Here is a 25,063-nt window from a genome sequence, read left to right on the forward strand (position 1 = left end):
CGAATCGTTTGCCGCTTCACGGAAGGCGTTCGGACCCCATGGCAAAATACCCCTGTGGGACCAAGGTCCTGGCTCGATAAGCATCAGGGAGGCGGCATGGGCAGCAGGGTGGTACGCGTGGCAAAAGCCATGCTGGTGTTCGCAGTGGCGATCGGGGCGGCTTTCGCCCTGGCGATCTGGCATGGCAACCGGGACGTGGCGCCGCTTCACGCCGATGAGCGACTGCACGCCTTCAAGCAGGCTGTGTCCTGGATGCGGGCCAACGAAGTTGACATCCTTCAAGACGACAACGTTGCATTGTGGTGGTTCGTGAGCGTGGCGGCGGAGCACACCGGCGATGAATACCTCCGCGGCTTGTTCCAGCGGTTTCTGGACGAATCACGTGACCGTCCCTGGGTGGGCGAAGCTTGGCGGCGCATGGTGGAACCCGATGCCGAAGTGGTGTGGGATCCAAGCTCCGTGCGCAAACTGGAACCCTATCAAAGGTTTTTCTACCATGCGCTCACCTGTGTGCCGGTGGCGTTGAGCGAAGGGGTCGACACCAATGTCTTTCTTCAAGGCTCGGCCTGCCATCCTCTGCCCACCAAAGTCTGGGTGAAGGACCCGGTTTGCACCACGCATCAACTGGTGGGCGTGGTGCTGCTTCAGCGCCGAGGCTGCAAACCGGCGCAAGAGCTGGTCAGCCTGCGCAAGGATCTGCTGGACGACATCCGCGAGCAAATGGCGGTGGATGTGGTCGTCAAGGACGCTTACCTTCAACGCGTGATGATGCTCATGTGGCAGGGCGACCCTGATTCGGTCAAGCCCATCTGGTTGCAGCGGGCGTTGCGGGCCCAGCAGCCCGATGGCGGCTGGATTGGCGGCCGGCAGATGCCCGAGCTGCCTCAGGCGCTGCAGCCCTGGTTCATCCGTTCGCAGCTCGCGAAGTGGTGGCCTTCACGCTTCCACGCTGCCAGCACGTCCGACTTCCACGCTTCGGCGCAAGGCTTGTTGATCACGGCCCTGGCGCTCAAGCCCGCGGAGGCGGCTGGAGGCCTGGTGCGACCTTGAACAGCTTGTCCAGGTCGTGAACCTGGGCCCCGGCGCCGGCGCGGCCCAGGTCCTCGTGGCTGGTCACGATCCAGATGCGGTCGGTGTCTTGGGCCGCCTTGGCCAGCACCTCGCGCAGGTGTGCCAATGAACGGGCGTCCAGTGCATTGAACGGCTCGTCGATGAGGGTGGCTTCGGTGCCAGCCGCCAAGCTGGCGGCCACCCAGACTTTGCGCTGGGTGCCGCTTGACAGGCTTCGCAGAGGAACATCGAGGTGCGCGTTCAATGAGAAGGCCGTGGCATGCATTTGCAGGGCCCTGGTGTCCAAGGTGGGGTACAGGTGCCGCATGAAGCCCCAGTACTCACGGGGCGTCAGATGGTCAAAGGGCAGGGGGCCCGGCCCGCACCAGAACACGCGTCGCCGGTAGTCCAGCGCTTGCTGGGCCTGGTCAGTGTCGCCAAGCCTGATCGAGCCCGCGCCTGGCTGCAGTCCTCCGGCCAGAAGCATCAGCAGTGTTGACTTGCCGCTGCCATTGCAGCCTTTCAGCCAGGTCAGGCCGCCACTGAATGTTCCCGACCAATCGGTGAAGACATGCCTTCCCGGATGGCTGAAGTTCAGGTGCTTGATGTGCAGTGTCGTCATGCAAAGACCTCGGAGGCCAAGGCGAGCAAGACCACCAGGGTGAACATCCACGAGGTGGCCTGGTTCCGTGACCGCCGGCTGTGGTGAAAGGCCTGCCAGGCGTGGCCCAACACGCTGAAGGCCATGAAGGAAGCCGCGAGGCCGGAACGCAGTGCCGTTTCGTTGACATGAAGCGCGATGGGCAGGCAGAGCAGCCCCACCGATGCCGGCAGCAAGGACAGGGCCCGACGTTGCCATCGCAAAATGGCCTCCGACAGGGGCATGGGTCGGCAGGCTTCGTGCAGCGGCGCGAGCTCGGTGTCGATCACGCTGCGCAAGCGCGTGGTGGTGCTCAAAGCCGCGAAGGTGAATGCCGCGAGGGTCCATGGCGCCCACCGCCGGTTGGCCGCCGCGGTCAAACCGCACAAAGCCAGCACGCCAAGGGCGTGCAAGACCAGCAGCCTGCCCGAGCGCTTGGCGGGGCCTCTTTGGAGCGGCAGCACCCACAGAGCCATCAAGGCGCCTGTGCCGAGCTCGGCGCTGGGGCGTTTGGCGAGGGCAGTCTGTTCGGGTCCTCGTGAAGTTGGCCGTGGCGGTCGGCGCATCAACAGGACCGCGAAGGTGCCCAGTCCCAGGGAGCACGCCATGGACGAGATCAACAAACCCCAGGCGCGTGGCCCGAGGTGATCCAGCCACGGGGGAGCTTGAACCGTCCAGGTGAGCCCCCCGGCCAGGTACACGGCGAACAAGGGCGCCAAGGCCACCGTGACCATGGCCACGTCACTTCGCCACAGCTCGCCTGGCCGGATGGGGAAGGCCTTCTCGATGCTCCGCCAATCCTCGGGCCAGAGCACGGGGCGCCACGCCAGCACGATGGCCGTGCCCACAAGAACTTGCGCCATCCAGCATGGCAGGGCCTGCCACCAAGGCATTGATGCCGCCTTGAACACGGGCAGCACCGTCCAGGCCGTCATGGCGGCCATGGACGTCGTGGCGCCCACGCTGAAGGCGCCCAGCATCGCGATGGCCAGGATGATGTAAGCCAGCCAGCGCTTGACCAGCGCCCTGATCACCGCCAGGCACCACCGCGCGCGGACTTGCCGGTAATTCAGCTTGGGCACGGTGATGGTGGGGGTTCGCACCGGCTTCTGAGGCCTGGCAGGGCCCAAGAGTTCCGACGTTGTTCTGCCTTGGTGCATATGCGCGCCGGGCATGACCTCGGCCGAAAACCTTCTTTGCCACGCCTCCAGTCGGTTGATAACGTTTAAAGCGACACAAAAAAAGGGCAAGGCACATGGATCAGATCAGACAGAACTTGGCCCGCAGAAGCGTGCTCGGCGTGGTGATCTCGGTGGCGGTGGCCACACTGGGCCTGGGGGGCGTTTCGCTGGCCCGGGCCGACAAGCCGGTGCTCCGCATCGGCTTTCAGAAATACGGCACGCTGACCATTTTGAAAGCCAAGGGCGACCTCGAGAAGCGCCTGGCCCAGCTGGGCGTGGACGTGAAATGGACGGAGTTTCCGGCCGGGCCCCAACTGCTGGAGGGCCTGAACGTCGGCTCCATCGACTTGGGCACGGCGGGTGAGGCACCGCCCATTTTTGCGCAGGCGGCCGGGGCCGACCTGGTGTACGTGGCGAACCAGCCGCCCGCGCCGGTGGCCGAAGCCATCGTGGTGGCCAAGGGCTCGCCCATCCACTCGGTGGCTGAGCTCAAGGGCAAGAAGGTGGCCTTGAACAAGGGCTCCAACGTGCACTATCTGCTGGTCAAGGCCCTTGAAAAAGCGGGCTTGGCGTACAGCGATGTGCAAACGGTTTTCCTGCCACCCGCCGATGCCCGCGCGGCTTTTGAACGTGGCAGCGTCGATGCCTGGGTCATCTGGGATCCATTTTTGGCCGCGGCTGAAAAGCAGCTCGGCGCCCGTGTGCTGGCCGATGGCAAGGGCATCGTGGCCAATCACCAGTTCTACCTGGTGTCGAGGGATTACGACCGCAAGAATCCGCAGGTGGTCCAGGCGGTGATCGATGAGTTGGCCAGGCTGGACGCCTGGGCTGCCCGCAACGACAAAGCGGTCGCCGAACTCCTGGCGCCCCAGATCGGGCTTGACCTCGGCACCACGGATCTGGCAGCACGGCGCTTTTCGTATGGGATCAAGCCCATCTCGGCGGCCGTGATCAGCGATCAGCAGAAGATCGCCGACGTCTTCTACCAGCTCAAGCTCATCCCCAAGGCGATTCGCGTGGCCGATGCCTTGCCCGCGCCTCGTCGCTGATGCCCCAGAAAGGTTGGTTCCATGAAAGTCCTTTGGTTCATTCCCACGCACGGTGATTCGCGCTACCTTGGCACGACCAAGGGCGCCCGCGCGGCCACCTTCGATTACTTCAAGCAGGTGGCGATTGCGGCCGACAGCCTGGGTTACGAAGGCGTGCTTTTGCCCACGGGCCGCTCGTGCGAGGACTCCTGGATCCTGGCCGCCAGCTTGATCGAGGCCACCCGGCGTTTGAAGTTCCTGGTGGCCTTGCGCCCAGGCCTGATGCAGCCTTCTCAAACGGCCCGCATGACGGCGACGCTGGACCGGATCTCGGGTGGCCGGGTGTTGGTCAACCTGGTGACAGGGGGCGATCCGGAGGAGCTTGAAGGGGATGGCATCTTCACCAGCCACGCCGAGCGCTACAAGCTGTCGGCCGAGTTCCTGACCATCTGGCGCGAGACCCTGCAGCGCAGCCACGAAGGCGAGCCGTTCGACTACGATGGCAAGCACTTGCAGGTCAAGGGCGCCAAGCTGTTGTACCCGCCATTGCAAAAGCCTTATCCGCCTTTGTTTTTCGGGGGTTCCTCGGAAGAAGCCCACGAGTTGGCCGCCGAGCAACTGGACACCTACCTGACCTGGGGTGAGCCGCCGGCCGCCGTCGCCGCCAAGGTCGCCGACATCACGCAGCGTGCCGCCAGGCATGGCCGCACGCTGGAGTTCGGCATCCGCTTGCACGTGATCGTGCGTGAAACCGAGGACGAGGCCTGGCGCGCGGCTGGCGAGTTGCTTTCCCATCTGGACGAAGCGACGGTGGCCGCGGCCCAGAAGAAATTCGCGCAAATGGATTCGGTGGGGCAGCGCCGCATGGCTGAGTTGAATGGCGGCCGCTTCAACCCAAAGAATGTTCGCGAAGGCCTCGAGGTGGCGCCCAACCTGTGGGCCGGCGTGGGCCTGGTGCGAGGCGGGGCAGGGACCGCGCTGGTGGGCAACCCCGAGCAGGTCGCTGACCGCCTGAAGGAGTACGCGGCACTGGGGCTGAAATACTTCATCCTGTCAGGCTATCCCCATCTGGAAGAAGCGCACCGTTTCGCCGAACTGGTCTTCCCGCTGCTGCCACTGGAGTTGCAACAGGGCTTGCCGGGACGCACCTTGACCGGGCCCTTCGGTGAGATTGTTGCCAACGCCTACGTGCCGCCGACCAGCGTTCGGCAAACCTCGGCCAGTTGACCGAACCGGCCCATGACCTCGGTTTCCATCGTTCGTCCGGCGGTTCGTCCGCGTTTCTCCGCGGTGCTGAAGGCCTGGTTCCAGCGGGCCATGCCCTGGCTGTTGCCCGTGTTCTTGCTGTCCCTCTGGGAGGCGAGTTCGCGGCTGGGCTGGTTGTCCACCCGCGTGTTGCCCGAGCCCATCGCCGTCATCAAAGCGTTTGGATCGCTGTCGGCCAGCGGCGAGTTGTGGCACCACTTGGCCGTGAGCACCGCGCGAGCCTTCGCCGGGCTGTTCATCGGTGGGGGGCTGGCCTTGGCATTGGGTCTGTTCACGGGCAGTTTGAAATGGGCCGAAACCCTGCTCGATTCCACCTTTCAGATGGTGCGCAACATCCCGCCACTGGCCTTGATCCCGCTGGTGATCCTGTGGTTTGGCATCGAAGAGAGCGCCAAGCTCTTCCTGGTCTCGGTCGGTGTGTTCTTCCCGATCTACTTGAACACCTTCCATGGCATCCGTTCGGTCGACCGGGGCTTGATCGAGATGGCCCGCAGCTATGGCCTGAGTGGCTGGCCGTTGTACCGCGAAGTCATCCTGCCTGGGGCCTTGCCGTCCATCCTGGTCGGTTTGCGTTTCTCGCTGGGCTTCATGTGGGTGATCCTGATCGTGGCGGAAACCATTTCGGCGCAGTCCGGCATCGGCTACATGACCATGAACGCGCGCGAGTTCCTGCAGACGGATGTGGTGCTGGTCGGCATCCTGCTGTACGCGCTGCTGGGCAAGGTCGCGGACGTGATGGCGCGTGCATTGGAGCGTGTGGCGCTCCGGTGGCACAGCGGCTACCTGACTCAACCGACCTGACCTGATCTGACGTGGCCACCTTGATTCAAACAGGAGCATTCGCATGGGCGTCGCCGTGAAAACCAGCCAGGCCGTGGTCGCCGGCTTCGATGGCACGGCCGAGGCGCCCGTGGTGGCACGTGTGCCGGCCTCGGTGTCGCCGTCCGGTGTGCGGGTCGACGTGCGGGGCCTGGGCAAGGATTATGGAGAACGCCACGTCCTGGACAGCGTCGACCTGACGATCGCGCCGGGTGAGTTCCTGGCCGTCGTGGGGCGCAGCGGTTGCGGCAAAAGCACCCTGTTGCGTTTGATCGCGGGTTTGGAAACCGCGTCACGTGGGCGCATCCAATTGGACGGGGCGCCCTTGCGGCCTCAAGCGGTGGCGCAGCAAGGTGCCCGCCTGATGTTCCAGGACGCGCGCCTGCTGCCCTGGAAGTCTGTCGCGGGCAATGTGGCGCTCGGGCTCGATGCGAAGAGCTCAGCAGAGCGTGTCCACGAAGCCCTGGACGCTGTCGGCCTGGCGGATCGGGCGGGCGATTGGCCGGCCGCCTTGTCGGGTGGCCAGCGTCAGCGCGTGGCGCTGGCGCGTGCGCTGGTGCACCGTCCGCGCCTGTTGTTGCTGGACGAGCCCCTGGGCGCCTTGGACGCCCTGACGCGGATCGAGATGCAGCGCCTGATCGACCAACTTTGGCGCCAGCATGGCTTCACCGCCATCCTGGTCACGCACGATGTGTCTGAAGCGGTAGCGCTGGCCAAGCGCGTGCTGTTGATCGAAGATCGGCGCGTGGTGCTCGACCAAGCCATCGCGCTGCCTTATCCACGCGAACGGGGATCGGCGGCTTTTGCCACGCTGGAAGATCGAATCCTCCAGCGCGTTCTCCAGCACTGATCGGTCAGGCCGGAAAGACCCGGCTGACGAAACGCGAACCTTTCAGGCCAAAGCGCCATGGCACGTCCACGGCCTTCGAGATGCCGATGCGCGGGCCCGTCACCACTTCGATGGGCCGCTGAGCGGGCAACAGTTCGAAGGGCGGGGCGCTGATGCTTTGGCCGTCCAAGTCGCGGGTGACTGCCAGGGCCTGGCACACCCGCCCGGGCCCCGCGCACAGCAAGAGGGTGTTTTCCACGCCGCGTCTGCGCCGCATGGTGTCCAGACCCGCCGTGGGTTGCAGTGCGCGGATCAAGACTCCCGCGCCGTGGCCCGTCGGCCTGCACACCAGGTTCAGGCACCAGTGCAAACCATAGGATTGGTACACATACGCGTGTCCGGGTGGGCCGAACATCGAGACATTGCGCAGTGTTTGCCCGTTGAAGCAATGCGAGGCTGGATCGGCCGCGTCGTAGGCCTCGGTTTCGACGATCACACCGCCGACGCCATCCACCAGCAAGGTGGCACCGATCAACTGGCGTGCGACTTCGTCGGGCGGCGCCATGAAGTCGATGGAGGGCGGCGCTTCATCCACCAGTCCGGTGGAAGCGCCAGGGTCCTCTTCGCCTGCGGCGGAGGCACTGGGCACATAGCCAAGGTGGGTGTTCATGGGTATCCCTTTTGCCGAAATATTTACCGATTCCTGGTCGTTCACAGACCGTCAACCTTTGCCAAACCGTGACTTTCGCAGGTGATCCAAATTGGGCACGTAGCTTGCTGTTTGGGGCAATTGAGGTGCCCAGTCCTTCAGCCCTGGAAGCGCCATTGGTCCCAAAACCCACGCTAGAAGTACAGCATGAACCTGAAACCCAAAAAGCGTCCCGGCAACGATACCCAGATCACGCTCGGAGAAGGCTGGCGCCAGTTCGCGATGCCCCGCGACGACCTCACTTACATGGGCACCATCCGCCGTGGCATGGAAATCGGCGCACTGGCCAAGGACGTGGCGGGGGGCTATCTGCTGGTCAATGGCGACGTCCGCCAGACCTTGAACAGCAGCCGCGTCGAAGCCAAGCTCCGTTCTGCGATCGTGAAGCACCCCCGGGTGCCGGTGGTCCAGGGGCCGACGGCGGCCGAACGTGCCGCCGTGGTGGTGGTCGTCAAACCCCGGCGGCGGGTGGTTGTTCCCGTTTGAGCCAATTCAGGCATGCATCGTGCGTGCAGGACTATGATGCATCGCAGGGAGTGTTCCCTGTGACAAAACGACTCAATGGAAAGCAGGTAGCCCATGGTCAGGCTGAAGTTTTCCATCTCCTTGAACTACGAGATCAAGGATTCCACGGCTGATTTCATCTTCAATCTCCACGCAGCACGCAATTCGTCCCAAACGGTGGTGCAGGAGACTTTGTATGTCAGCCAAGCCGTGCCTTTGCAGCACGTGACCGATCACCTCGGCAACCGCTTCATGCGCCTGAAGGCGGGCCAGGGTCCGCTGATGGTGCGCTATGAGGCCACGGTGGACATCGCCCAGGTGTATTCGCTGCCCTCCAGCCTGGGCGAAGCGCCCATCGCGCAGTTGCCCATGGCGGTGCTGCCCTACATTTACCCCAGCCGGTATTGCCAGTCGGACCAGATGACGGCGCTGGCCACCCGCGAGTTCGGCCACCTGCGGCAAGGCTATGTTCGCGCCCAGGCCATCCACGACTGGGTGCAGTCGCACACCAAGTTCACGTCCATGAGCTCCAACTCCAGCACGTCGGCGCTGGACACCCTGAGCCAGCACGTGGGCGTGTGCCGCGATTTCGCCCACCTGATGATCGCCCTGTGCCGCGCGGTCAACTTGCCGGCGCGTTTCGCGACGGGCATCGACTACGGCGCCGATCCGGCCCTGGGCCCCACGGATTTCCACGCCTACGTGGAGGTGTTCGTGGGTGGGCGCTGGTACATCTTCGACCCGTCCGGCACGGCCATTCCAATGGGTTTTGTGCGCATTGGCACCGGGCGCGACGCGGTGGACGTGGCTTTCTCGACGATCTTCGGCACGGTGACGTCCGAGCCGCCCCAGATCAGCATCGTGGCGTTGACCGAGCCCGGCGCACCCTGGCTCATGCCCTTTCACCGGACCGATGCGGTTTCCACGGCGGGCGAATACCCAATGTGAGGAGTGGGCTGTCCCGTAGACTCTCGCCTTTCAGTGTTGACTCTCCGAGAGGCCCGCGTGTCGCATTCGCACTCTTCGCATTCCCATTCCCATGACCACGGACATGCCCATGGGCATGAGCACTGTCAGCACTCGCACGCCGACGAGCCACATTCCGTGGTCATTTTCAGTCCTTCGGGCATCGTGGCGAAGGCGCCGGCCGTGCGCCGCGCGGCCAAGCGTTTGAAGGCCCTGGGCTTCGATGCCCGCATCGACGAATCCGCCCTGGCCAAGCATCAACGTTTCGCGGGCGACGACGACACCCGCCTGCAAGCCTTGCATCGCATCGCCGAAACCGCGCCATGCGTGGCCCTGGCCACCCGGGGCGGCTACGGCCTGAGCCGCTTGCTGGACCGCATCGACTGGGCATTGCTGGCGCGCAGCGTGGAGCAGGGCACTGCCTGGGTGGGCCACAGCGACCTGACCGCCTTGCAACTGGGCGCCCTGGCCCATGGCGCCACCGGCCCGATGAAAGTGGCCGCGCACGACAGTTCCGGCTTCTGGGCCGGCCCCATGGCCTGCGATGATTTCGGCAACGACGAACGGCCGGATGGCGGCGATGACGTCACCCAGGAATGCTTCGTCGAAGCCGTCACGGGGGCGCTGGAAGGCGTGGGTTTCCGCACCGAAGCCGGCTTCGACGGCCTGGACGTGAGCGGTCGCCTTTGGGGTGGCAATTTGTCGATGGTGCAAGCTTTGCTGGGCACGCCGCACTTCCCCAAGGTCAAGGATGGCCTGCTGTTCCTGGAGGATGTCAACGAGCATCCTTACCGCGTGGAGCGCGCGCTGCTGCAACTGCACCAGGCCGGCGTCCTCGACAAGCAAAAGGCCATTTTGCTGGGTGATTTCACCAACTTCCGCAAGTCCCCGTTGGACCGAGGCTACAACCTCAAGGCCATGGTGGCCCACCTGCGCACGGTCACCAAGACGCCCATCCTGACCGGACTGCCCTTTGGCCACGTGCCCACCAAGCTGTGCCTGCCCATCGGGCGCAAAGCCCAGATGCTGGTGCAAGGGCGCGATGTTTTCATGATGTGGTGACACGGTCGTGAGGCGGTGGTGTGCCCTGGTCCTGGCTTGCCTGCTGCTGGCCCTGGCCGGCTGCGACAACAGCCCTTGGCAAGCCGGGGCCGCCGCCGAGAACACCCTGTATTCGGCGGTGAAGGAAAGCTCGCCGCGCCACCTCGACCCCGTGGCTTCGTATTGGGGGCAGGACACGCCCTACACCTACCAGGTCTACGAACCCGTCTACGGCTACCACTACCTCAAGCGGCCTTACGAACTGGTCGGCAAGACGGCCCAGGCCGTGAGCGCGCCGCGTTACCTGGACAAGAACGGGCGCGAATTGCCGGCAGACGCGCCTGGTGAGCAGATCGCCGAAAGCGTCTACGAGGTGCGGCTCAAGCCCGGCATCCTTTTCCAGCCGCACCCCTGTTTCGCGCGCGATGCGCAGGGCCACTACCTCTACCACGCGATGAAGCCTGGCGACCTGAATGGCCGCGCGACGCCGCTGCAGTTCGAGCAGCAGGGCACGCGCGAGCTGGTCGCCGAAGACTATGTCTACGCCTTCAAGCGCCACGCCACCACCCGCATCACCACACCGGTCTTTGGCGTGTTTGCCGAGCACATCGTGGGTCTGAAGGAATACCGTGACCTGGTCATCAAGGAGGACGCGAAGCTGCGCGCTCACCTCGACCCCGCCAGTCTGGACCGGCCCTTCCTCGATTTCCGTCGCTGGCCGCTGGCTGGCGTGACCGCCCCTGAAAAGCACCTGCTGCGCATCCGCATCAAGGGCAAGTACCCGCAGTGGAACTACTGGATGGCGATGACTTTCGCCGCTCCTGTGCCGTGGGAAGCCGATGCCTTCTACGCCCAGCCCGGCATGGCCACCATGGGCCTGACGCTGGACACCTGGCCCGTGGGCACCGGTCCTTACATGATGGTCGAGTTCATCAAGGACCGCCGTCATGTGCTCAAGCGCAACCCCAACTACCGAGGGGAGCCCTATCCCTGCGAAGGCGAGCCTGGCGACAAGGAAGCTGGCCTGCTGGAGGACTGTGGCAAGAAGACGCCTTTCATCGACACGCTGGTCTCGACCGTGGAGCGCGAAACCCTGCCTCGGCAGGCCAAGTTCCGCCAGGGCTTCTACGACATCGAAGTCTTCGAGCGCACCGACACCGGCGTCGAGTACCTGGTCGACATGCAGGGCTCCGATGTCATCCGGCAGGAGTACGAAGCCAAGGGCTTTCGGCTGGACCGGCTGCACGGCATTGACAGCTTCCAGATCGCTTTCAACATGCTCGACCCGACCGTTGGCCACGGCGACACCCCGGAGCGGCAACGCCGCAACCGCAAGCTGCGGCAGGCCATCTCCATCGCGATCGACTGGGACGAGTTCTCGCGCATCTTTCCGGACAGAGGCGGTGTCCCTGCCATGGGGCCTTTGCCGAAAGCCTTGTTCGGGTCGCGCGAAGAAACGCTGGCGGGCGTCAACCCGGTCACCCACCGCATCGTCGATGGCAAGCCGGTGCGCCGCTCGATCGCCGAAGCCAGGCGGTTGATGGTCGAGGCCGGTTACCCTGATGGCCGCGATGCCAAGACGGGGCGACCGCTGGTGCTCAACTACGATTTCTACCTGCTGCCCACACCGTCGAACAAGGTTGAGATCGACTGGGTGGTGCGGCAGTTCGCCAAGATCGACATCCAGCTGGAAGTGCGGGCCACCGACAACAACCAGTTCCAGGACAAGGTGCGCAAAGGCGCGCACCAGGTGTTCTGGCAAGGCTGGATCGCCGACTACCCCGATGCGGAGAATTTTCTGTCCCTGCTGTATGGCCCCAATGGCAAGACGCGCGCGGACGGCGAGGGCTATGCCAACTACGCGAACCCGGCCTATGACCGGCTTTTCGCCCAACTCAAGCTGCTGGACGATGGCCCGGCCAAGCAGGCGCTGATCGACCAGATGGTGAAGATCGCGCAAGAGGACGCGCCGTGGAGTTTCGGCTACTTTCCCGATGCTTCGGCGGCGGTTCAGCACTGGGTCCACAACGCCAAGCCCTCCTTGATGATCCATGACCATGGCCGTTATTTGCGCCTGGACGTGGCCGAACGACAGCAGCGCCTGGCCCTGTGGAACAAGCCCGTGTGGTGGCCTTTGGCGGCCTGCCTGGTGCTCATCGCAGGGCTGGCCGCCTTGCTGCGGCGCAGCCTGAAACGCCGTGAGCGCATGAACGCGCGCGGCCACCTCATCACTCCTGTGCCGGACGGGGCTTGACCACGATGCTGCCTTACGCCCTTCGCCGCCTGGTCTACGCCGCCCTGGTGCTCGCGGGAGTGAACCTGTTCACTTTTTTCCTGTTCTTCACGGTCAACACGCCGGACGACATGGCACGCCTGAACATCGGTGGCAAGTACATCGCGCAGCAGCAGATCGACAAGTGGAAAGCCGAACGTGGCTACGACAAACCGCTGTACTTCAACGATGCGGGGCAGGGCACAGAACGTGTGACGCGCACCATCTTCTGGGAACGTTCAGCCTCCCTGTTCACACTGCGTTTCGGCCGCTCCGACGGTGAAAGCGCGGGCGACATCGGCCTGGAAGTCCGCCGCCGCATGCTGGTCAGCCTGCAGATGGCGCTGCCGTTGTTCATCCTGCAGGTGCTGGCCAGCGTGGGTTTCGCCTTGCTGCTGGTGATGTTCCGGCGAAGCCGGTTGGACGTGGCCGGCGTGGTGCTTTGTGTGGTCATGCTGTCGATTTCCAGCCTTTTCTACGTCATCGTGGGGCAGTTGCTGTTTTCACGCGTGCTCAAGCTGGTGCCGGTGTCGGGCTACATGCCAGGCTTGGATGCGGTCAAGTTCCTGGTATTGCCGGTGCTGTTGTCGCTGGTGGCCAGGTTGGGGGGAGAGGCCCGCCTGTACCGCGCCATGCTGCTGGAAGAGGTGGGCAAGGACCATGTGCGCACAGCGCGCGCCAAGGGCCTTTCCGAGGCCGCCGTGCTGCGCCGCCATGTGTTGCCCAATGCGTGGATTCCCATCATCACCAGCGCTGGCGCCTACCTGCCCTATGTGTTCATGGGCAGTCTGGTGTTCGAAAGCTTCTTTGGCTTGCCGGGCCTGGGGGCCTATGCGATCGAGGCGATCACCAAGCAAGACTTCGCCGTGGTGCGGACCATGGTGTTCCTGGGCTCGCTGCTCTACATCGCGACCTATGTGTTGATCGACCTGGCCTACACCTGGGCTGATCCGCGCGTGCGGCTGGGTTGAAGGAGGCGTCACCGACATGCCCAAGATCGTTTTGCTCTGGACCGATGCCGCGGTATGGCTGCTGGTGGCGGCCCTGCTGGCCTATGGGGTGGCGGTGGTTCGCCATCCAGGGCTGTCCGCGAACTGGCGCAAGGTTTTCCGCGACGGCCCGGCGCTGGCCTCGGCCATGGTCCTGGGCCTTTGTTTGCTGGTGACCCTGGCCGACAGCGTGCACTACCGTCTGGCCCTGCCTCGCGCAGAAGGGAGCCCCCATACGCCCGTGGCGCACGAGACCCGCACGCGTTCCTTGCTGGACGCCATGCTGGCCGATCTCATCAACGGCCGCGAGGTGACTTATTCGCGGCCACTGGCCTACGTCAGCTTCACGAAGGACTCCATCACCTTGCCCGGCGGCCGCGTTCTGCGGGTCGAACCGCGTTTGCACCATGGCGGCGCGCACCTGCGCGACCCCAATCGCCAATGGGCCGCGGACATCGCCAATCGCACTGCCAGTGGTTTTGCGCGCGGAACCTTGCTGGCCCTGTTCCTGGTGGCTGCGCTGATCGCCGCATTGGCCCGCAGTCGTGGCGCCACCTGGCGTGAAGTCGCCGGCAGCGTGTGGCGCCAGGAGGGTGAGATTCCCTGGCGCACCGCCTTGTGGACCGTCCTGGTGCTGGCCCTGCTGATCGGCGTGGTGCAGGCCCTGATGGGCGGATACCACGTGCTGGGCACGGACACCACGGGCAACGACGTGCTCTACCAGGCCATGAAAAGCATCCGCACCGCGTTCGTCATCGGCTCGCTGGCGACCCTGGCCACTTTGCCGTTGGCGGTGGTCCTCGGCATCATGGCGGGCTACTTCGGGGGTTGGGTGGACGAAGCCATCCAGTATTTGTACACGGTGCTGTCCTCGGTGCCCAACGTGCTGCTGATCGCGGCCTGCGTGCTCATGGTGCAGGTGTTCCTGGACAAACATCCCGAACTGTTCGAGACCGCCGTCGAGCGGGCCGACCTCAAGCTGTTCTTGCTGTGCACCGTGCTGGGACTCACAGGCTGGGCCGGCCTGTGCCGCCTGCTGCGCGGCGAAACCCTCAAGCTGCGCGAACTGGAATACGTGCAGGCCGCCCGTGCCTTTGGCGTCAGCCACACGCGCATCATGTGGCGGCACATCTTCCCCAATGTCGCCCACCTCATGCTGATCGTCACGGTGCTGGAGTTCTCCACGCTGATCCTCTACGAAGCCGTGCTGTCCTACGTTGGCGTGGGCGTCGATCCCTCCATGAACAGTTTCGGCGGCATGATCAATTTCGCGCGCAAGGAAATGAGCCGCGACCCGGTCGTGTGGTGGAGCTTCGCGGCGGCCTTTGGCTTCATGGTGACCGTGGTGCTGGCCGCCAACCTTTTCGCCGATGGCGTGCGCGATGCCTTCGACCCGCGTGCGCGCCACTTCCGCCGACGCCTGGCCATCCGGCCGCCCGCCAGGCCGCGGACCTGAAGGAGCAGCGACCATGTTGCAGACTCAAGACCTCAAGGTGGTGCTGGACGCGGACGCGGGCCTGGTCAAGGCCATCGACGGTTTGAGCATTGCCATCGACCGCGGTGAAACCTTCGCGCTGGTGGGCGAATCGGGCTGCGGCAAAAGCATGACGGCGCTGGCCCTCATGCGCCTCCTGCCCGAAAACGCCCACATCGGCCATGGCGACGTCCGCCTCGGTGGCGAAAGCCTCCTGGACCTGCCGGAGTCCTCGATGCGGCGGGTGCGCGGCGCCCGCATCGGCATGATTTTCCAGGAGCCGGCCACCAGCCTCAACCCGGTCATGCGCGTGGGTGACCAGGTCCTGGAAACCATCCAGGCGCACACGGCGTTGCGTGGCAAGGCGGCGCGGGCCAAGGCCGAGGATTGGCTGAGGCGCGTCGGCCTGCCCGAGCCGGAGCGCTGCATGGCGCGCTACCCCTTCGAGCTGAGTGGCGGCCAGAAGCAGCGCGTGATGATCGCCATCGCGCTGGGTGCCGAGCCCGACTTCCTGGTCGCCGATGAGCCGACCACCGCGCTCGACGTCACCGTTCAAAAACAGATCCTGGACCTGCTGAAGGACCTGCAGCAAGAGCGCCGCCTGGGCTTGCTGCTGATCACCCATGACCTGGCCGTGGTGGCCGGCATGGCGCACCGCGTGGCCTTGATGTACGCAGGCCAGATTGTGGAGGTCGCACCCGCCGACCATTTTTTTGCGCGGCCTCTTCACCCCTATGCCGAACTGTTGCTCCGGGCATTGCCCGACCGGCAGAACCGTGGCGCGACCCTGGCGGCCATCCAAGGCCATGTGCCTCCCTTGTGGCTTGATTTCCAAGGTTGCCGATTCGCGCCGCGTTGTCACCGTGTTCAATTGCGTTGCCAGACCGAAGCCCCAGGCCTGTGCGCGACTGGGCAGGCGGGACACGAGGTTCGCTGCTTCTTCCCCGTCGAAGCGGCCACTCGCTCGGCCGACCTGCTGCCTGCGGAGCCCGCCATGAAGCCGGCGGCAGAACAGCGTGATCCTGCGCCACCGGTGCTGCTGGCGGTGCGAGACCTCAAGGTTGGCTACGCGCCACGACGCAAACTCTTCGCGCGTGCCCAGCCAGCGTTCAAGGCCGTCGATGGCGTGTCTCTGGCCTTGCGCTCGGGACAGACGCTGGCCCTCGTGGGCGAATCGGGTTGCGGCAAGACCACCTTCGGGCGCGCCATCATGCAGTTGCTCAGGGGCAAGGCCCAGGTCGAAGGCCAGGCCTTGCTGCAAGGCCGTGACTTGTTCGCTTTGCAAGGCGAGGATCTGCGCGCCGCGCGCCGCGACATCCAGATCGTCTTCCAGGACCCCTTCGCCTCGCTCAACCCCCGCTTGCGCGTGCAAGACATCCTGGAAGAGGGCCTGTGTTCGCTGCGTCCGGAATGGACCGCGTCCGAGCGAGAACAGCGTCTGCTTCGGTTGATGGACCAGGTCGGCCTGCGCCAGGACGCGCTGGACCGCTTCCCGCACGAGTTCTCCGGCGGTCAACGGCAACGCCTGGCCATCGCGCGGGCGCTGGCCGTGGAGCCCAAGGTGCTGGTGTGCGACGAGCCCACCTCGGCCCTGGACGTGTCGGTGCAGGCGCAGATCCTCAACCTGCTCCGACAGCTGCAGGCCGAACGTGGCCTGGCCTACCTGTTGATCACCCACAACCTCGGCGTGGTCGAGTACTTGGCGGACGAGGTCGCGGTGATGAGGCGAGGGCGCATCGTCGAAATGGGACCCGCCCGCGAGGTGCTGACCGCGCCCACCAACGACTACACGAAGACCTTGCTCTCGGCCGTGCCGCGCATGATCACCCCGTTGATCACCCCATGAGTGCCGCACCACCCCTGTGGCAGAATCGTTCGCCATGATGAGAGTCTTCTGGCTGGTTTGTCTGTGGTGCATGTCAACGGGGGCCTGGGCCGCGCATGCGTATGCCCAGTTTGGCGACATCAAATACCCGGCCGGCTTCGACCACTTCGACTACGTCAACCCCACCGCGCCCAAGGGCGGCGACATCTCGCTCGTGGCCCCTGTCCGCGTCAGCACCTTCGACAAGTACAACCCCTACACGCTCAAGGGCACCGCGCCCTCTGGCCTGAGCCTGTTGGTGTTCGAGACCCTGCTCATCAGCACCTACGACGAGCCCACCACAGCCTATGGCCTGTTGGCCGACGACGTGAGCGTGGCCGCCGATGGCTTGTCCGTCACCTTTCGCCTCAACCCATTGGCCCGCTTCAGCAATGGCGATCCTGTGCTGGCCATCGATGTGAAAAGCTCCTTCGACCGGTTGATGAGCAAGGAAGCCTCTCCGGTCTACCGTTCGGCCTTTGGCGATGTGAAGTCCGTGGCGGTGGTGGGCGAGCGCCTGGTGCGTTTCGACTTCATCCGCCGCAATGCCGAACTGCCCCTGATGGCCGGGTCCTTGCCTGTTTTCAGCCACAAGTGGGGCCTGGAAGGCGGCAAGCTCAAGCCCTTCGACAAGATCGTCACGGACATGCCCATTGCCTCGGGGCCCTACCGGATCGGCCGCGTCAACTTTGGCAAAGACATCACCTACCAGCGCGACCCCAACTATTGGGGGCGGCAATTGAATGTGCGCAAAGGCCAGTTCAACTTCGACCGCATCACCTTCAAGATCTACAAGGACGACACCGCACGGCTGGAGGCCTTCAAGGCGGGCGAGTTCGATGTCATCCAGTCGAACATTGCGCGGGAATGGGCGCGGGCCTACACCGGTGGCAAGTTCAGAACGGGTGATTTCGTCAAGATCGAAATGCAGCACCAGAACCCCGGCGGGATGCAGTCCTGGTTGTTCAACCTGCGCCTGCCCAAGTTCCAGGACGCGCGGGTGCGGCAGGCCATCGGCCTGGCCATGGACTACGAATGGATGAACCGGCAGCTGTTCTACAACTCGTACAAACGGGTGCGGGGTTATTTCGTCGGAGGTGATTTCGAGGCCAAGGGTTTGCCCAGCGAGGACGAACTGGCGCTGTTGATTCCTCTGCGCCGCCAGTTGCGCCAAGAGGTGTTCACCCAGCCCGTGCCCTTGCCTCCCAGCACCTTGCCGCCGAACAGCCTGCGCGCCAACCTGCTGAAAGCCCGGGCGCTGCTGGCCCAGGCTGGCTGGACCTACCGCGATGGCGCCTTGCGCAACAAGGCTGGCGAACCTTTCCAGATCGAGATCCTGGACGATTCGGGGCAGGGCGCCTCGATGAGCCGCATCATCACGCCGTTCACGCAGAACCTGCGCAAGCTGGGCATTGATGCCCAGTACAAAACCGTCGACTTTTCCCTGCTGCAGACGCGCCTGGATGCCTTCGACTTCGAGATGACGAGCCTGAACATTCCTGGCAGCCTCTCGCCGGGAAGCGAACTGCTCGACCGCTTTGGCGGCAAGGCCGCCCGCACACCAGGCTCGAACAATTTCTACGGTGTCGATCTTCCCGCGGTGGACGCCTTGCTCGACCGTGTGGTCACCGCCATCAGCCGGCCAGAGCAAGTGGCGGCGCTGCGCGCGCTCGACCGCGTGCTGCGCTTCGAGTACAACGAGGTGCCGGCCTGGTATTCAGGCGTGCACCGCGTGGCTTACACGGCCCACCGATTCGAGCAACCTGCCGTCAAGCCGCTGTACTACCGCGCCGAGGATTGGATCCTGTCCTCTTGGTGGGCGCAAGCCGGAAAGTGAAGGCGACGACCATGTGGGCCTACATCCTCAAACGATTGCTGCTCATGGTGCCCACCTTGCTGGGCGTCTTGCTGGTGACCTTCGCCGTGATCCAGTTCGTGCCAGGTGGGCCGGTCGAGCAAATGGTGTCCCAACTCAAGAACCGGGGCGGCGGCGGCGAAAGCGCCGTCTCGGCGGCGGCAGGTTACCGTGGTCGCCAAGGCGTGGACCCGGCCCAGATCGAAGAGATCCGCCAGCTCTATGGCTTTGACAAGCCCGCCTCCGAGCGCTTCGTGCAGATGCTGGGCGCCTTCGCACGCTTCGACCTCGGCAAGAGCTTTTTCCACCACAAGGACGTCTGGCAACTGGTCAAGGAAAAGCTGCCCGTGTCCATCACCCTGGGTCTGTGGACCTTCGCGCTCAGCTACCTCATCTCGATCCCCTTGGGCATCGCCAAGGCGGTGAGGGCGGGCAGCCGCTTCGACGTGGCCACCAGCCTCATCGTGCTGGTCGGCTACGCCATCCCGGGCTTCGTGCTGGGGGTGGCGCTGCTGGTGCTGTTCGGCGGCGGCAGCTTCCTGGCCTGGTTCCCCTTGCGTGGGCTGACCTCGTCGAACTGGGAAGACCTCAGCTTGGCCGGCAAGGTGCTCGACTACCTCTGGCACATCGCCTTGCCGGTCACGGCCAGCGTGCTGGGCAGTTTCGCGGTGATCACCATGCTCACCAAGAACGCCTTCCTCGAAGAGATCCGCAAGCAATACGTGCTGACCGCCCGAGCCAAAGGCCTCGGGGAGCGGCAAGTGCTGTGGAAGCACGTGTTCCGCAATGCGCTCATTCCCATCATCACGGGTTTCCCGGCCGCCTTCATTGGCGCTTTCTTCACGGGTTCATTGCTGATCGAAACCCTGTTCTCGCTCGACGGCCTGGGCCTGTTGAGCTACGAGTCCGTGATCCGGCGCGACTACCCCGTGGTGCTGGGCACGCTCTACCTGTTCACGTTGATCGGCCTGGTCACCAAGCTGATCAGCGACCTTTGTTATGTGTGGGTCGACCCACGGGTGAAGTTCGACTGATGGCCAAGACCGCCCCCCCTGTGTCGCTGTCGCCATCCCGGCGTGCCTGGCTGCGTTTCAAGCAGCACCGCCTGGGGTACTGGAGTCTGATGCTCTTTGCCGTGCTGCTGCTGCTGGCCCTGTTCGCCGACCTGCTGTCGAACGACAAGCCGCTGGTGGCCCGCTACAACGGCCACTGGTATGTGCCCATCGTTCACAACGTGCCCGAGACCGAGTTCGGCGGCGACTTCGAAGCGCCCACCGATTTCCTCGACCCCTTCATCGTGGCCCAGTTCAAGAAGACCGAAGGCAACTTCGCCATCTACCCGCTGAACCGCTACCACCACAACACCATCAACTATTTCGCGAAGACGCCCAACCCGTCCGAGCCTTCGGGCGACAACTGGCTGGGCACCGATGATCGCGGGCGCGACATCGCGGCGCGTCTTCTGTATGGTTTTCGCACGTCCATCGGCTTCGCGCTGGCGCTCACGGCCATTGGCGTGGTGCTGGGGGTGGTCACCGGGGCCATCCAGGGCTTCTATGGTGGCAAGACCGACCTGGCCTTCCAGCGCTTCATCGAGATCTGGGGTTCCATGCCCGAGCTCTACCTGCTGATCATTTTCTCGTCCGTGTTCAGCCCCAGCCTGGGACTGCTGCTGGTGCTGCTCAGCCTGTTCGGCTGGATGGGCCTGTCCGACTACGTGCGGGCCGAATTCCTGCGCAACCGACAGATGGACTACGTGCGCGCGGCCCGTGCCCTGGGCCTCAGCAATTGGCAGATCATCCGCCGCCACGTGCTGCCCAACAGCCTGACCCCGGTCGTCACCTTCCTGCCCTTCCGCATGAGCGCGGCGATCCTGGCGCTGACCTCGCTCGATTTCCTGGGGCTGGGCGTGCCGTCCGACACCCCTAGCCTGGGCGAGCTGCTGGCCCAGGGCAAGAACAACCTCGACGCCTGGTGGATTTCGCTCTCGACCTTCCTCGTGTTGACAGTCACCCTGCTGCTGCTCACCTTCATGGGCGATGCCCTGCGCGACGCGCTCGATCCGCGCAAGGAGCTCGAATCATGAGCGCGGTCAAGCCCCTCCTGTCGGTGCGTGACCTGCGCATCGGTTTTGGCCACAAGACGGTGGTGCAGGGTGTCAGCTTCGACCTGATGCCGGGCGAGAAGCTGGCCCTGGTGGGCGAGTCCGGCTCGGGCAAGACCATCACCGCCTTGAGCCTGCTCAAGCTCTTGCCGCAAGCCCAGGTTCAAGGCTCGGCGGTGCTGGACACCGCGCCCGACGGCCCACGCGAACTGCTGTCCCTGAGCGAACGCCAGTTGCGTGGCGTGCGTGGCCGAGACGTGGCCGTGATCTTCCAGGAGCCGATGACCGCGCTCAACCCTTTGTTCACCATCGGCGACCAAATCGCCGAGGTGATCGAGCTGCACGAAGGACTGTCGCGTCGGCAGGCCTGGCAGCGCGCCGTGGCCTTGCTGGCCAGCACCGGCATCCCCGAGCCCGAGCGCCGCGCGGGAGCCTACCCGCACCAATTGTCGGGCGGGCAACGCCAGCGCGCCATGATCGCCATGGCCTTGGCCTGCCAACCCAAGCTGCTGCTGGCCGATGAGCCCACCACCGCGCTGGACGTCACCTTGCGCCAGCAGATCCTGGGTCTGCTGGACGACCTGCAGCGCAGCCACCAGATGGCCGTGTTGATGATCACGCACGACCTCAACCTGGTGCGTCACTTCGCCGACCGCGTCGCCGTGATGGAAAAAGGCCTGCTGGTGGAGCAGGGCACGGTCGCCGAGGTCTTCGGCAACCCCCAGCACCCCTACACCCGCAAACTGCTCGACAGCCGGCCGCAGCGCGACGTGGTCGAGGCTTTGCCGCAGACCCCATCCCAAACGCCGGTGCTGCAGGCCGATGGCCTGCGTGTGGCTTACCGTGTGCCCAAGCCTGGCATCAAAGGCTGGTTCGGCCATGGTGAATACGTGGCGGTCAAATCGGCCGACCTCGCCTTGGCCGCGGGCCAGACTCTGGGCGTGATCGGCGAGTCGGGCTCCGGCAAATCCACCCTGGCCTTGGCCGCGCTGGGGCTCCAACCCTTCCAGGGCAGCTTGCAGGTGGCCGGAAAACGCTGGAGCCTCAAGGCCCGCACCGACAAGCCCTTGCGGCGCATCGTCCAGGTGGTGTTCCAGGATCCTTTTTCGTCGCTGTCGCCACGCATGACGGTGGAAGACCTGGTCACCGAAGGCCTGTTCATCCACCACCCTCAACTCAGCGAGGATCAACGCCGGACGCAGGCGCTGGCCACCCTGGCCGAAGTCGGGCTGAGCGAGGCCCAGTTTCCCCACTTGCTGGAGCGCTACCCACATGAATTCTCGGGGGGTCAGCGCCAGCGTCTGGCCCTGGCCCGTGCCTTGGTGGTCGACCCCCAGGTGCTGGTGCTGGACGAGCCCACCAGCGCCCTGGACGTCACCATCCAGAAGCAGATCCTGGCCTTGCTGCAACGCCTGCAGCGCGAACGTGGCCTGAGCTACCTGCTCATCACGCACGATGTGGAGGTGGTGGCCGCCATGGCCCACCACATCATCGTCATGAAGGACGGCGACATCGTCGAGTCGGGTCCGGCGCTCCAGCTGCTGGCGTCGCCGAGCCATCCCTACACGCGCACCTTGCTGGCATCCGCCCCGGTGCGCGAGGTCATTCAGAACGCCTAGCGGCTTTGCAGCATCTCTCGGCCCAAGGCCTCGGCCACTTCGATCCCGTCCACCCCGGCCGACATGATGCCGCCCGCGTAGCCGGCACCTTCGCCGGCCGGGTACAAGCCCTTGACGTTCAGGCTCTGGAAGTCCTTGCCTCGTGTGATCCGCAAGGGTGAGGAGGTGCGCGTCTCCACGCCCGTCAGCACCGCGTCCGGCATCGAGAAGCCCTTGATCTGTTTTTCGAAGGCAGGCAAGGCTTCGCGGATGGCGGCCAGTGCGTAATCCGGCAGGCTGCCATGCCCTTTTTGGGCCAGATCCGTCAGGTGCACGCCAGGCTTGTAAGAAGGCTGCACGCTGCCCAAGGCCTTGCTGGGGCGCCCTTTGATGAAGTCGCCCACCAATTGGCCGGGCGCCTCGTAGTTGCCGCCCCCCAGCTCGTAGGCGCGCGATTCCCAGAAACGCTGGAAGGCCATGCCGTCCAGTGGATTCACAGGCCCGTCGCTGAGACCATCCTGCCGGTAGTCCTGCGGCGAAATGCCCACCACGATGCCCGCGTTGGCGTTGCGCTCGTTGCGTGAATACTGGCTCATGCCATTGGTCACCACGCGGCCGGGTTCGGACGTGGCCGCGACCACGGTGCCGCCCGGGCACATGCAGAAGCTGTACACCGAACGCCCATTGCTGGCATGGTGCACCAGCTTGTAGTCGGCCGCGCCCAGGACCTCATTGCCGGCGTTGGGGCCGAAGCGCGCCCGGTCGATGAGGCCTTGCGGGTGTTCGATGCGGTAGCCGATCGAGAAAGGCTTGGCCTCCATGTACACGCCGCGTTCGTGCAGCACCTTGAAGGTGTCGCGCGCGCTGTGTCCCAGGGCCAGGACCACGTGGTCGGATGACAGCTCTTCGCCCGAGGCCAGGGTCACGCCCCGGATGTGCCCGTCCTCGATCAGGAAGTCGGTCACGCGCTGGCTGAAGCGGATCTCGCCACCCAATGCCTCGATGTCGGCGCGCATTTTTTCAACCATGCTCACCAGGCGGAAGGTGCCGATGTGCGGCTTGCTGACGAACAGGATCTCTTCCGGCGCGCCGGCTTTCACGAATTCGTTCAGCACTTTGCGGGTCAGGTGGCGCGGGTCGCTGATCTGGCTCCACAGCTTGCCGTCCGAGAAGGTGCCTGCACCGCCCTCGCCAAATTGCACGTTCGACTCTGGGTTCAACACGTTCTGGCGCCACAGGCCCCAGGTGTCCTTGGTGCGTTCCCGAACTTCCTTGCCGCGTTCCAGCACGATCGGGCGCAAGCCCATCTGGGCCAGGATCAGCGCCGCGAAGATCCCGCAAGGGCCAAAGCCGATCACCAGTGGGCGAGGGCGATGGTTTTGGTAGAAACCGGCCGGCGCGTGCCCGACGAAGTGGTAGTTGGTGTCGGGCGTGGGCCGCACATGCTGGTCGCCGCTGAACCGCGCCAGCAATCCGGCCTCGTCGGCCAGTTCGCAGTCCACGGTGTAGATCAGCACCACGGCCGACTTCTTGCGCGCGTCATAGCTGCGTTTGAACACCGTGAACCCGGCCAGGTCACCATCTTGGATGCCCAGCCTCGCTACGATGGCGGGACGCAGGGCATCCTCCGCATGGTTCAGGGGCAGTCGCAGTTCGGTCAGTCGCAGCATGGGAATTTCTCAGGGCCAGGGCATTTGGCCAAACCACGCATTTTAAGGCGAAGGGACCATCACTCCGCGGCGTTGCCCATGCCGCTCATGGCGTGGCTGAAACCGCCGTCCACATAGGTGATCTCGGCCGTCACGCCCGCAGCCAGGTCGGACATCATGAACGCGGCCACATTGCCCACGTCGTCGATCGTCACGTTGCGGCGCAGAGGGGCGCTTTGCTCGACCACGTCCAGGATCTGTCGGAAGCCCTTGATCCCCGATGCCGCCAGGGTCTTGATCGGGCCGGCCGAAATGCCGTTCACGCGGATGCCTTTGGGGCTCAAACTGGCGGCCGTGTAGCGCACGCTGGCTTCCAGCGAAGCCTTGGCCAGGCCCATGGTGTTGTAATTGGGCACAATTCGTTCTGACCCCAAATACGTGAGTGTCAGCAAGGCGGCGGTGCTGGTCAGGTAAGGCAGTGCGGCTTTCGCCATGGCCGGGAAGCTGTAGCTGGAGATGTCGTGCGCGATGCGGAACGACTCGCGCGACAGGCCTTCCAGGAAGTCGCCGGCGATGGCTTCCTTGGGGGCGAAACCGATAGAGTGCACGAAGCCGTCGAAGGTCGGCCAGGCTTTGGCCAGGTCGGTGAACATGGCCGTGATTTGCTCGTCACTGGCGACGTCGCAGTCGAAAATCAGCGTGGAGCCAAATTCGTTCGCAAACTCGGTGGTGCGGTCTTTGAAGCGCTCGCCCACATAGCTGAAGGCCAGTTCCGCGCCTTCGCGGTGGCAGGCCTTGGCAATGCCGTAGGCGATGGAGCGGTTGGACAACAGTCCGGTGATCAGCAGACGTTTGCCAGCGAGAAAGCCCATGGAGTCTCCAGTGTTTGTGAACCAGCGCGGATTCTGTCATGCCATGAGCTTGGCGCGGTAATTTCGGGCACAACCCTTGCTGACGGGTCCGCGTGAGGCTAGAATACCGGCTTCGCTGATTACGTCAGGTGGGCGGATGACTTTCCAGCCCATTTTTTTCGCTTGTCATTTTTTGATCGGCTTTGATTCTGCCTAAAAAGCGGGGTTATGTCGGTCCCAGATTGCGTATTGAGAGTTGATGAGTTTGGTCAAAGCTGTTGAAAGCACCGTGACTGGTTTGGGTTACGAGTTGGTGGAATGCGAACGCACCCCGCAGGGGTTGCTGCGCGTGTACATCGACCGCCTGCCCGGAG

General features: G+C 64.5%; 21 protein-coding genes and 1 pseudogene. 17 read left to right on the forward strand and 5 right to left on the reverse strand.

The genetic code is table 11. The annotated features are described in order from the left end of the window. Positions 1 to 117 precede the first annotated feature (117 nt). A complete protein-coding gene (locus ACREB4_RS15875; RefSeq protein WP_431589204.1) occupies positions 118 to 1,050 on the forward strand; it encodes a hypothetical protein in 933 nt (310 codons plus the stop codon). On the opposite strand, the gene ACREB4_RS15880 is transcribed toward ACREB4_RS15875, so the two are convergent. Next, complete coding sequence (locus ACREB4_RS15880; RefSeq protein WP_431589205.1) at positions 1,010 to 1,672, reverse strand: ABC transporter ATP-binding protein; 663 nt, start codon at positions 1,670 to 1,672, stop codon at positions 1,010 to 1,012. The genes ACREB4_RS15875 and ACREB4_RS15880 overlap by 41 nt on opposite strands. Then, positions 1,669 to 2,793, reverse strand: a complete 1,125-nt coding sequence (locus ACREB4_RS15885) for a hypothetical protein (protein ID WP_431589206.1) — start codon at positions 2,791 to 2,793, stop codon at positions 1,669 to 1,671. Before ACREB4_RS15885 ends, ACREB4_RS15880 begins: the two co-directional genes overlap by 4 nt. A 152-nt stretch (positions 2,794 to 2,945) precedes the next feature. Between ACREB4_RS15885 and ACREB4_RS15890 the strand changes: the two genes are divergently transcribed. Genes ACREB4_RS15890 through ACREB4_RS15905 form a run of 4 tightly spaced genes read left to right on the forward strand, consistent with a single transcriptional unit; the run spans position 2,946 to position 6,834 of the window. Then, positions 2,946 to 3,920 carry a sulfonate ABC transporter substrate-binding protein gene (locus ACREB4_RS15890; RefSeq protein WP_431589207.1) on the forward strand — a complete coding sequence of 325 codons (975 nt, stop codon included), beginning with the start codon at positions 2,946 to 2,948 and terminating at the stop codon, positions 3,918 to 3,920. Between the two features lie 21 nt (positions 3,921 to 3,941). Continuing rightward, on the forward strand, positions 3,942 to 5,126 hold the full coding sequence (ssuD, locus tag ACREB4_RS15895; RefSeq protein WP_431589208.1) for an FMNH2-dependent alkanesulfonate monooxygenase: 1,185 nt from the start codon (positions 3,942 to 3,944) through the stop codon (positions 5,124 to 5,126). A gap of 12 nt (positions 5,127 to 5,138) precedes the next feature. Next, positions 5,139 to 5,966, forward strand: a complete 828-nt coding sequence (ssuC, locus tag ACREB4_RS15900; RefSeq protein WP_431589209.1) for an aliphatic sulfonate ABC transporter permease SsuC — start codon at positions 5,139 to 5,141, stop codon at positions 5,964 to 5,966. A 43-nt stretch (positions 5,967 to 6,009) separates the two neighbouring features. Continuing rightward, positions 6,010 to 6,834 carry an ATP-binding cassette domain-containing protein gene (locus ACREB4_RS15905; RefSeq protein ID WP_431589210.1) on the forward strand — a complete coding sequence of 275 codons (825 nt, stop codon included), beginning with the start codon at positions 6,010 to 6,012 and terminating at the stop codon, positions 6,832 to 6,834. Between the two features lie 4 nt (positions 6,835 to 6,838). On the opposite strand, the gene ACREB4_RS15910 is transcribed toward ACREB4_RS15905, so the two are convergent. Continuing rightward, positions 6,839 to 7,378, reverse strand: coding sequence for a DNA-3-methyladenine glycosylase (locus ACREB4_RS15910; protein ID WP_431589222.1), 540 nt, complete (start codon positions 7,376 to 7,378; stop codon positions 6,839 to 6,841). Positions 7,379 to 7,669: 291 nt separating this feature from the next. Between ACREB4_RS15910 and ACREB4_RS15915 the strand changes: the two genes are divergently transcribed. The 11 genes from ACREB4_RS15915 (at position 7,670) to ACREB4_RS15965 (ending at position 22,210) form a co-directional block, all read left to right on the forward strand. Continuing rightward, on the forward strand, positions 7,670 to 8,008 hold the full coding sequence (locus ACREB4_RS15915; RefSeq protein ID WP_431589211.1) for a hypothetical protein: 339 nt from the start codon (positions 7,670 to 7,672) through the stop codon (positions 8,006 to 8,008). Positions 8,009 to 8,101: 93 nt separating this feature from the next. Next, the gene (locus ACREB4_RS15920; protein ID WP_431589212.1) at positions 8,102 to 8,974 is read left to right on the forward strand and encodes a transglutaminase-like domain-containing protein; all 873 of its coding nucleotides are present in this window, start codon (positions 8,102 to 8,104) and stop codon (positions 8,972 to 8,974) included. A 156-nt stretch (positions 8,975 to 9,130) separates the two neighbouring features. Continuing rightward, the gene (locus tag ACREB4_RS15925) at positions 9,131 to 10,054 is read left to right on the forward strand and encodes an LD-carboxypeptidase (RefSeq protein WP_431589213.1); all 924 of its coding nucleotides are present in this window, start codon (positions 9,131 to 9,133) and stop codon (positions 10,052 to 10,054) included. A gap of 7 nt (positions 10,055 to 10,061) precedes the next feature. Beyond that, the gene (locus ACREB4_RS15930; protein ID WP_431589214.1) at positions 10,062 to 12,287 is read left to right on the forward strand and encodes an ABC transporter substrate-binding protein; all 2,226 of its coding nucleotides are present in this window, start codon (positions 10,062 to 10,064) and stop codon (positions 12,285 to 12,287) included. Between the two features lie 5 nt (positions 12,288 to 12,292). Further along, entirely contained in the window at positions 12,293 to 13,276 is a 984-nt protein-coding gene (locus ACREB4_RS15935) for an ABC transporter permease (RefSeq protein WP_431589223.1), read from the forward strand. A 16-nt stretch (positions 13,277 to 13,292) separates the two neighbouring features. Then, positions 13,293 to 14,750, forward strand: a complete 1,458-nt coding sequence (locus tag ACREB4_RS15940; protein WP_431589215.1) for an ABC transporter permease — start codon at positions 13,293 to 13,295, stop codon at positions 14,748 to 14,750. Between the two features lie 13 nt (positions 14,751 to 14,763). Continuing rightward, the gene (locus ACREB4_RS15945; RefSeq protein WP_431589216.1) at positions 14,764 to 16,614 is read left to right on the forward strand and encodes an ABC transporter ATP-binding protein; all 1,851 of its coding nucleotides are present in this window, start codon (positions 14,764 to 14,766) and stop codon (positions 16,612 to 16,614) included. A 37-nt stretch (positions 16,615 to 16,651) separates the two neighbouring features. Next, positions 16,652 to 18,469 (forward strand): extracellular solute-binding protein, encoded by a 1,818-nt coding sequence (locus ACREB4_RS15950; protein ID WP_431589224.1) that lies wholly within the window; start codon positions 16,652 to 16,654, stop codon positions 18,467 to 18,469. Positions 18,470 to 18,480: 11 nt separating this feature from the next. Further along, complete coding sequence (locus ACREB4_RS15955) at positions 18,481 to 19,521, forward strand: microcin C ABC transporter permease YejB (RefSeq protein WP_431589217.1); 1,041 nt, start codon at positions 18,481 to 18,483, stop codon at positions 19,519 to 19,521. Beyond that, the gene (locus ACREB4_RS15960; RefSeq protein WP_431589218.1) at positions 19,521 to 20,573 is read left to right on the forward strand and encodes an ABC transporter permease; all 1,053 of its coding nucleotides are present in this window, start codon (positions 19,521 to 19,523) and stop codon (positions 20,571 to 20,573) included. The genes ACREB4_RS15955 and ACREB4_RS15960 overlap by 1 nt, the downstream gene beginning before the upstream one ends. Next, on the forward strand, positions 20,570 to 22,210 hold the full coding sequence (locus ACREB4_RS15965) for an ABC transporter ATP-binding protein (protein ID WP_431589219.1): 1,641 nt from the start codon (positions 20,570 to 20,572) through the stop codon (positions 22,208 to 22,210). The genes ACREB4_RS15960 and ACREB4_RS15965 overlap by 4 nt, the downstream gene beginning before the upstream one ends. Here ACREB4_RS15965 and ACREB4_RS15970 read toward each other — a convergent pair. Both ACREB4_RS15970 and fabI read right to left on the reverse strand, forming a co-directional pair. Further along, on the reverse strand, positions 22,207 to 23,859 hold the full coding sequence (locus tag ACREB4_RS15970) for an NAD(P)/FAD-dependent oxidoreductase (protein WP_431589220.1): 1,653 nt from the start codon (positions 23,857 to 23,859) through the stop codon (positions 22,207 to 22,209). The two genes, ACREB4_RS15965 and ACREB4_RS15970, sit on opposite strands and share 4 nt — an antisense overlap. A gap of 59 nt (positions 23,860 to 23,918) precedes the next feature. Further along, the gene (gene fabI, locus ACREB4_RS15975; protein WP_431589221.1) at positions 23,919 to 24,710 is read right to left on the reverse strand and encodes an enoyl-ACP reductase FabI; all 792 of its coding nucleotides are present in this window, start codon (positions 24,708 to 24,710) and stop codon (positions 23,919 to 23,921) included. A gap of 238 nt (positions 24,711 to 24,948) precedes the next feature. Between fabI and ACREB4_RS15980 the strand changes: the two are divergent. Continuing rightward, a pseudogene (locus ACREB4_RS15980) lies at positions 24,949 to 25,063 on the forward strand (ribosome maturation factor RimP); the annotation flags it as partial.

This window comes from Aquabacterium sp., from assembly GCF_050725395.1.
GTDB lineage: Bacteria > Pseudomonadota > Gammaproteobacteria > Burkholderiales > Burkholderiaceae_C > Aquabacterium.

Excerpts from the sequence above, each read along its gene's own strand:
- ACREB4_RS15880 (WP_431589205.1), bottom strand. The coding sequence starts at position 1,672 with ATGACGACACTGCACATCAAGCACCTGAACTTCAGCCATCCGGGAAGG.
- ACREB4_RS15890 (WP_431589207.1), top strand. The coding sequence starts at position 2,946 with ATGGATCAGATCAGACAGAACTTGGCCCGCAGAAGCGTGCTCGGCGTG.
- ssuD (WP_431589208.1), top strand. The coding sequence starts at position 3,942 with ATGAAAGTCCTTTGGTTCATTCCCACGCACGGTGATTCGCGCTACCTT.
- ssuC (WP_431589209.1), top strand. The coding sequence starts at position 5,139 with ATGACCTCGGTTTCCATCGTTCGTCCGGCGGTTCGTCCGCGTTTCTCC.
- ACREB4_RS15905 (WP_431589210.1), top strand. The coding sequence starts at position 6,010 with ATGGGCGTCGCCGTGAAAACCAGCCAGGCCGTGGTCGCCGGCTTCGAT.
- ACREB4_RS15910 (WP_431589222.1), bottom strand. The coding sequence starts at position 7,378 with ATGGCGCCGCCCGACGAAGTCGCACGCCAGTTGATCGGTGCCACCTTG.
- ACREB4_RS15915 (WP_431589211.1), top strand. The coding sequence starts at position 7,670 with ATGAACCTGAAACCCAAAAAGCGTCCCGGCAACGATACCCAGATCACG.
- ACREB4_RS15920 (WP_431589212.1), top strand. The coding sequence starts at position 8,102 with ATGGTCAGGCTGAAGTTTTCCATCTCCTTGAACTACGAGATCAAGGAT.
- ACREB4_RS15935 (WP_431589223.1), top strand. The coding sequence starts at position 12,293 with ATGCTGCCTTACGCCCTTCGCCGCCTGGTCTACGCCGCCCTGGTGCTC.
- ACREB4_RS15940 (WP_431589215.1), top strand. The coding sequence starts at position 13,293 with ATGCCCAAGATCGTTTTGCTCTGGACCGATGCCGCGGTATGGCTGCTG.
- ACREB4_RS15945 (WP_431589216.1), top strand. The coding sequence starts at position 14,764 with ATGTTGCAGACTCAAGACCTCAAGGTGGTGCTGGACGCGGACGCGGGC.
- ACREB4_RS15950 (WP_431589224.1), top strand. The coding sequence starts at position 16,652 with ATGAGAGTCTTCTGGCTGGTTTGTCTGTGGTGCATGTCAACGGGGGCC.
- ACREB4_RS15955 (WP_431589217.1), top strand. The coding sequence starts at position 18,481 with ATGTGGGCCTACATCCTCAAACGATTGCTGCTCATGGTGCCCACCTTG.
- ACREB4_RS15960 (WP_431589218.1), top strand. The coding sequence starts at position 19,521 with ATGGCCAAGACCGCCCCCCCTGTGTCGCTGTCGCCATCCCGGCGTGCC.
- ACREB4_RS15965 (WP_431589219.1), top strand. The coding sequence starts at position 20,570 with ATGAGCGCGGTCAAGCCCCTCCTGTCGGTGCGTGACCTGCGCATCGGT.
- ACREB4_RS15970 (WP_431589220.1), bottom strand. The coding sequence starts at position 23,859 with ATGCTGCGACTGACCGAACTGCGACTGCCCCTGAACCATGCGGAGGAT.
- fabI (WP_431589221.1), bottom strand. The coding sequence starts at position 24,710 with ATGGGCTTTCTCGCTGGCAAACGTCTGCTGATCACCGGACTGTTGTCC.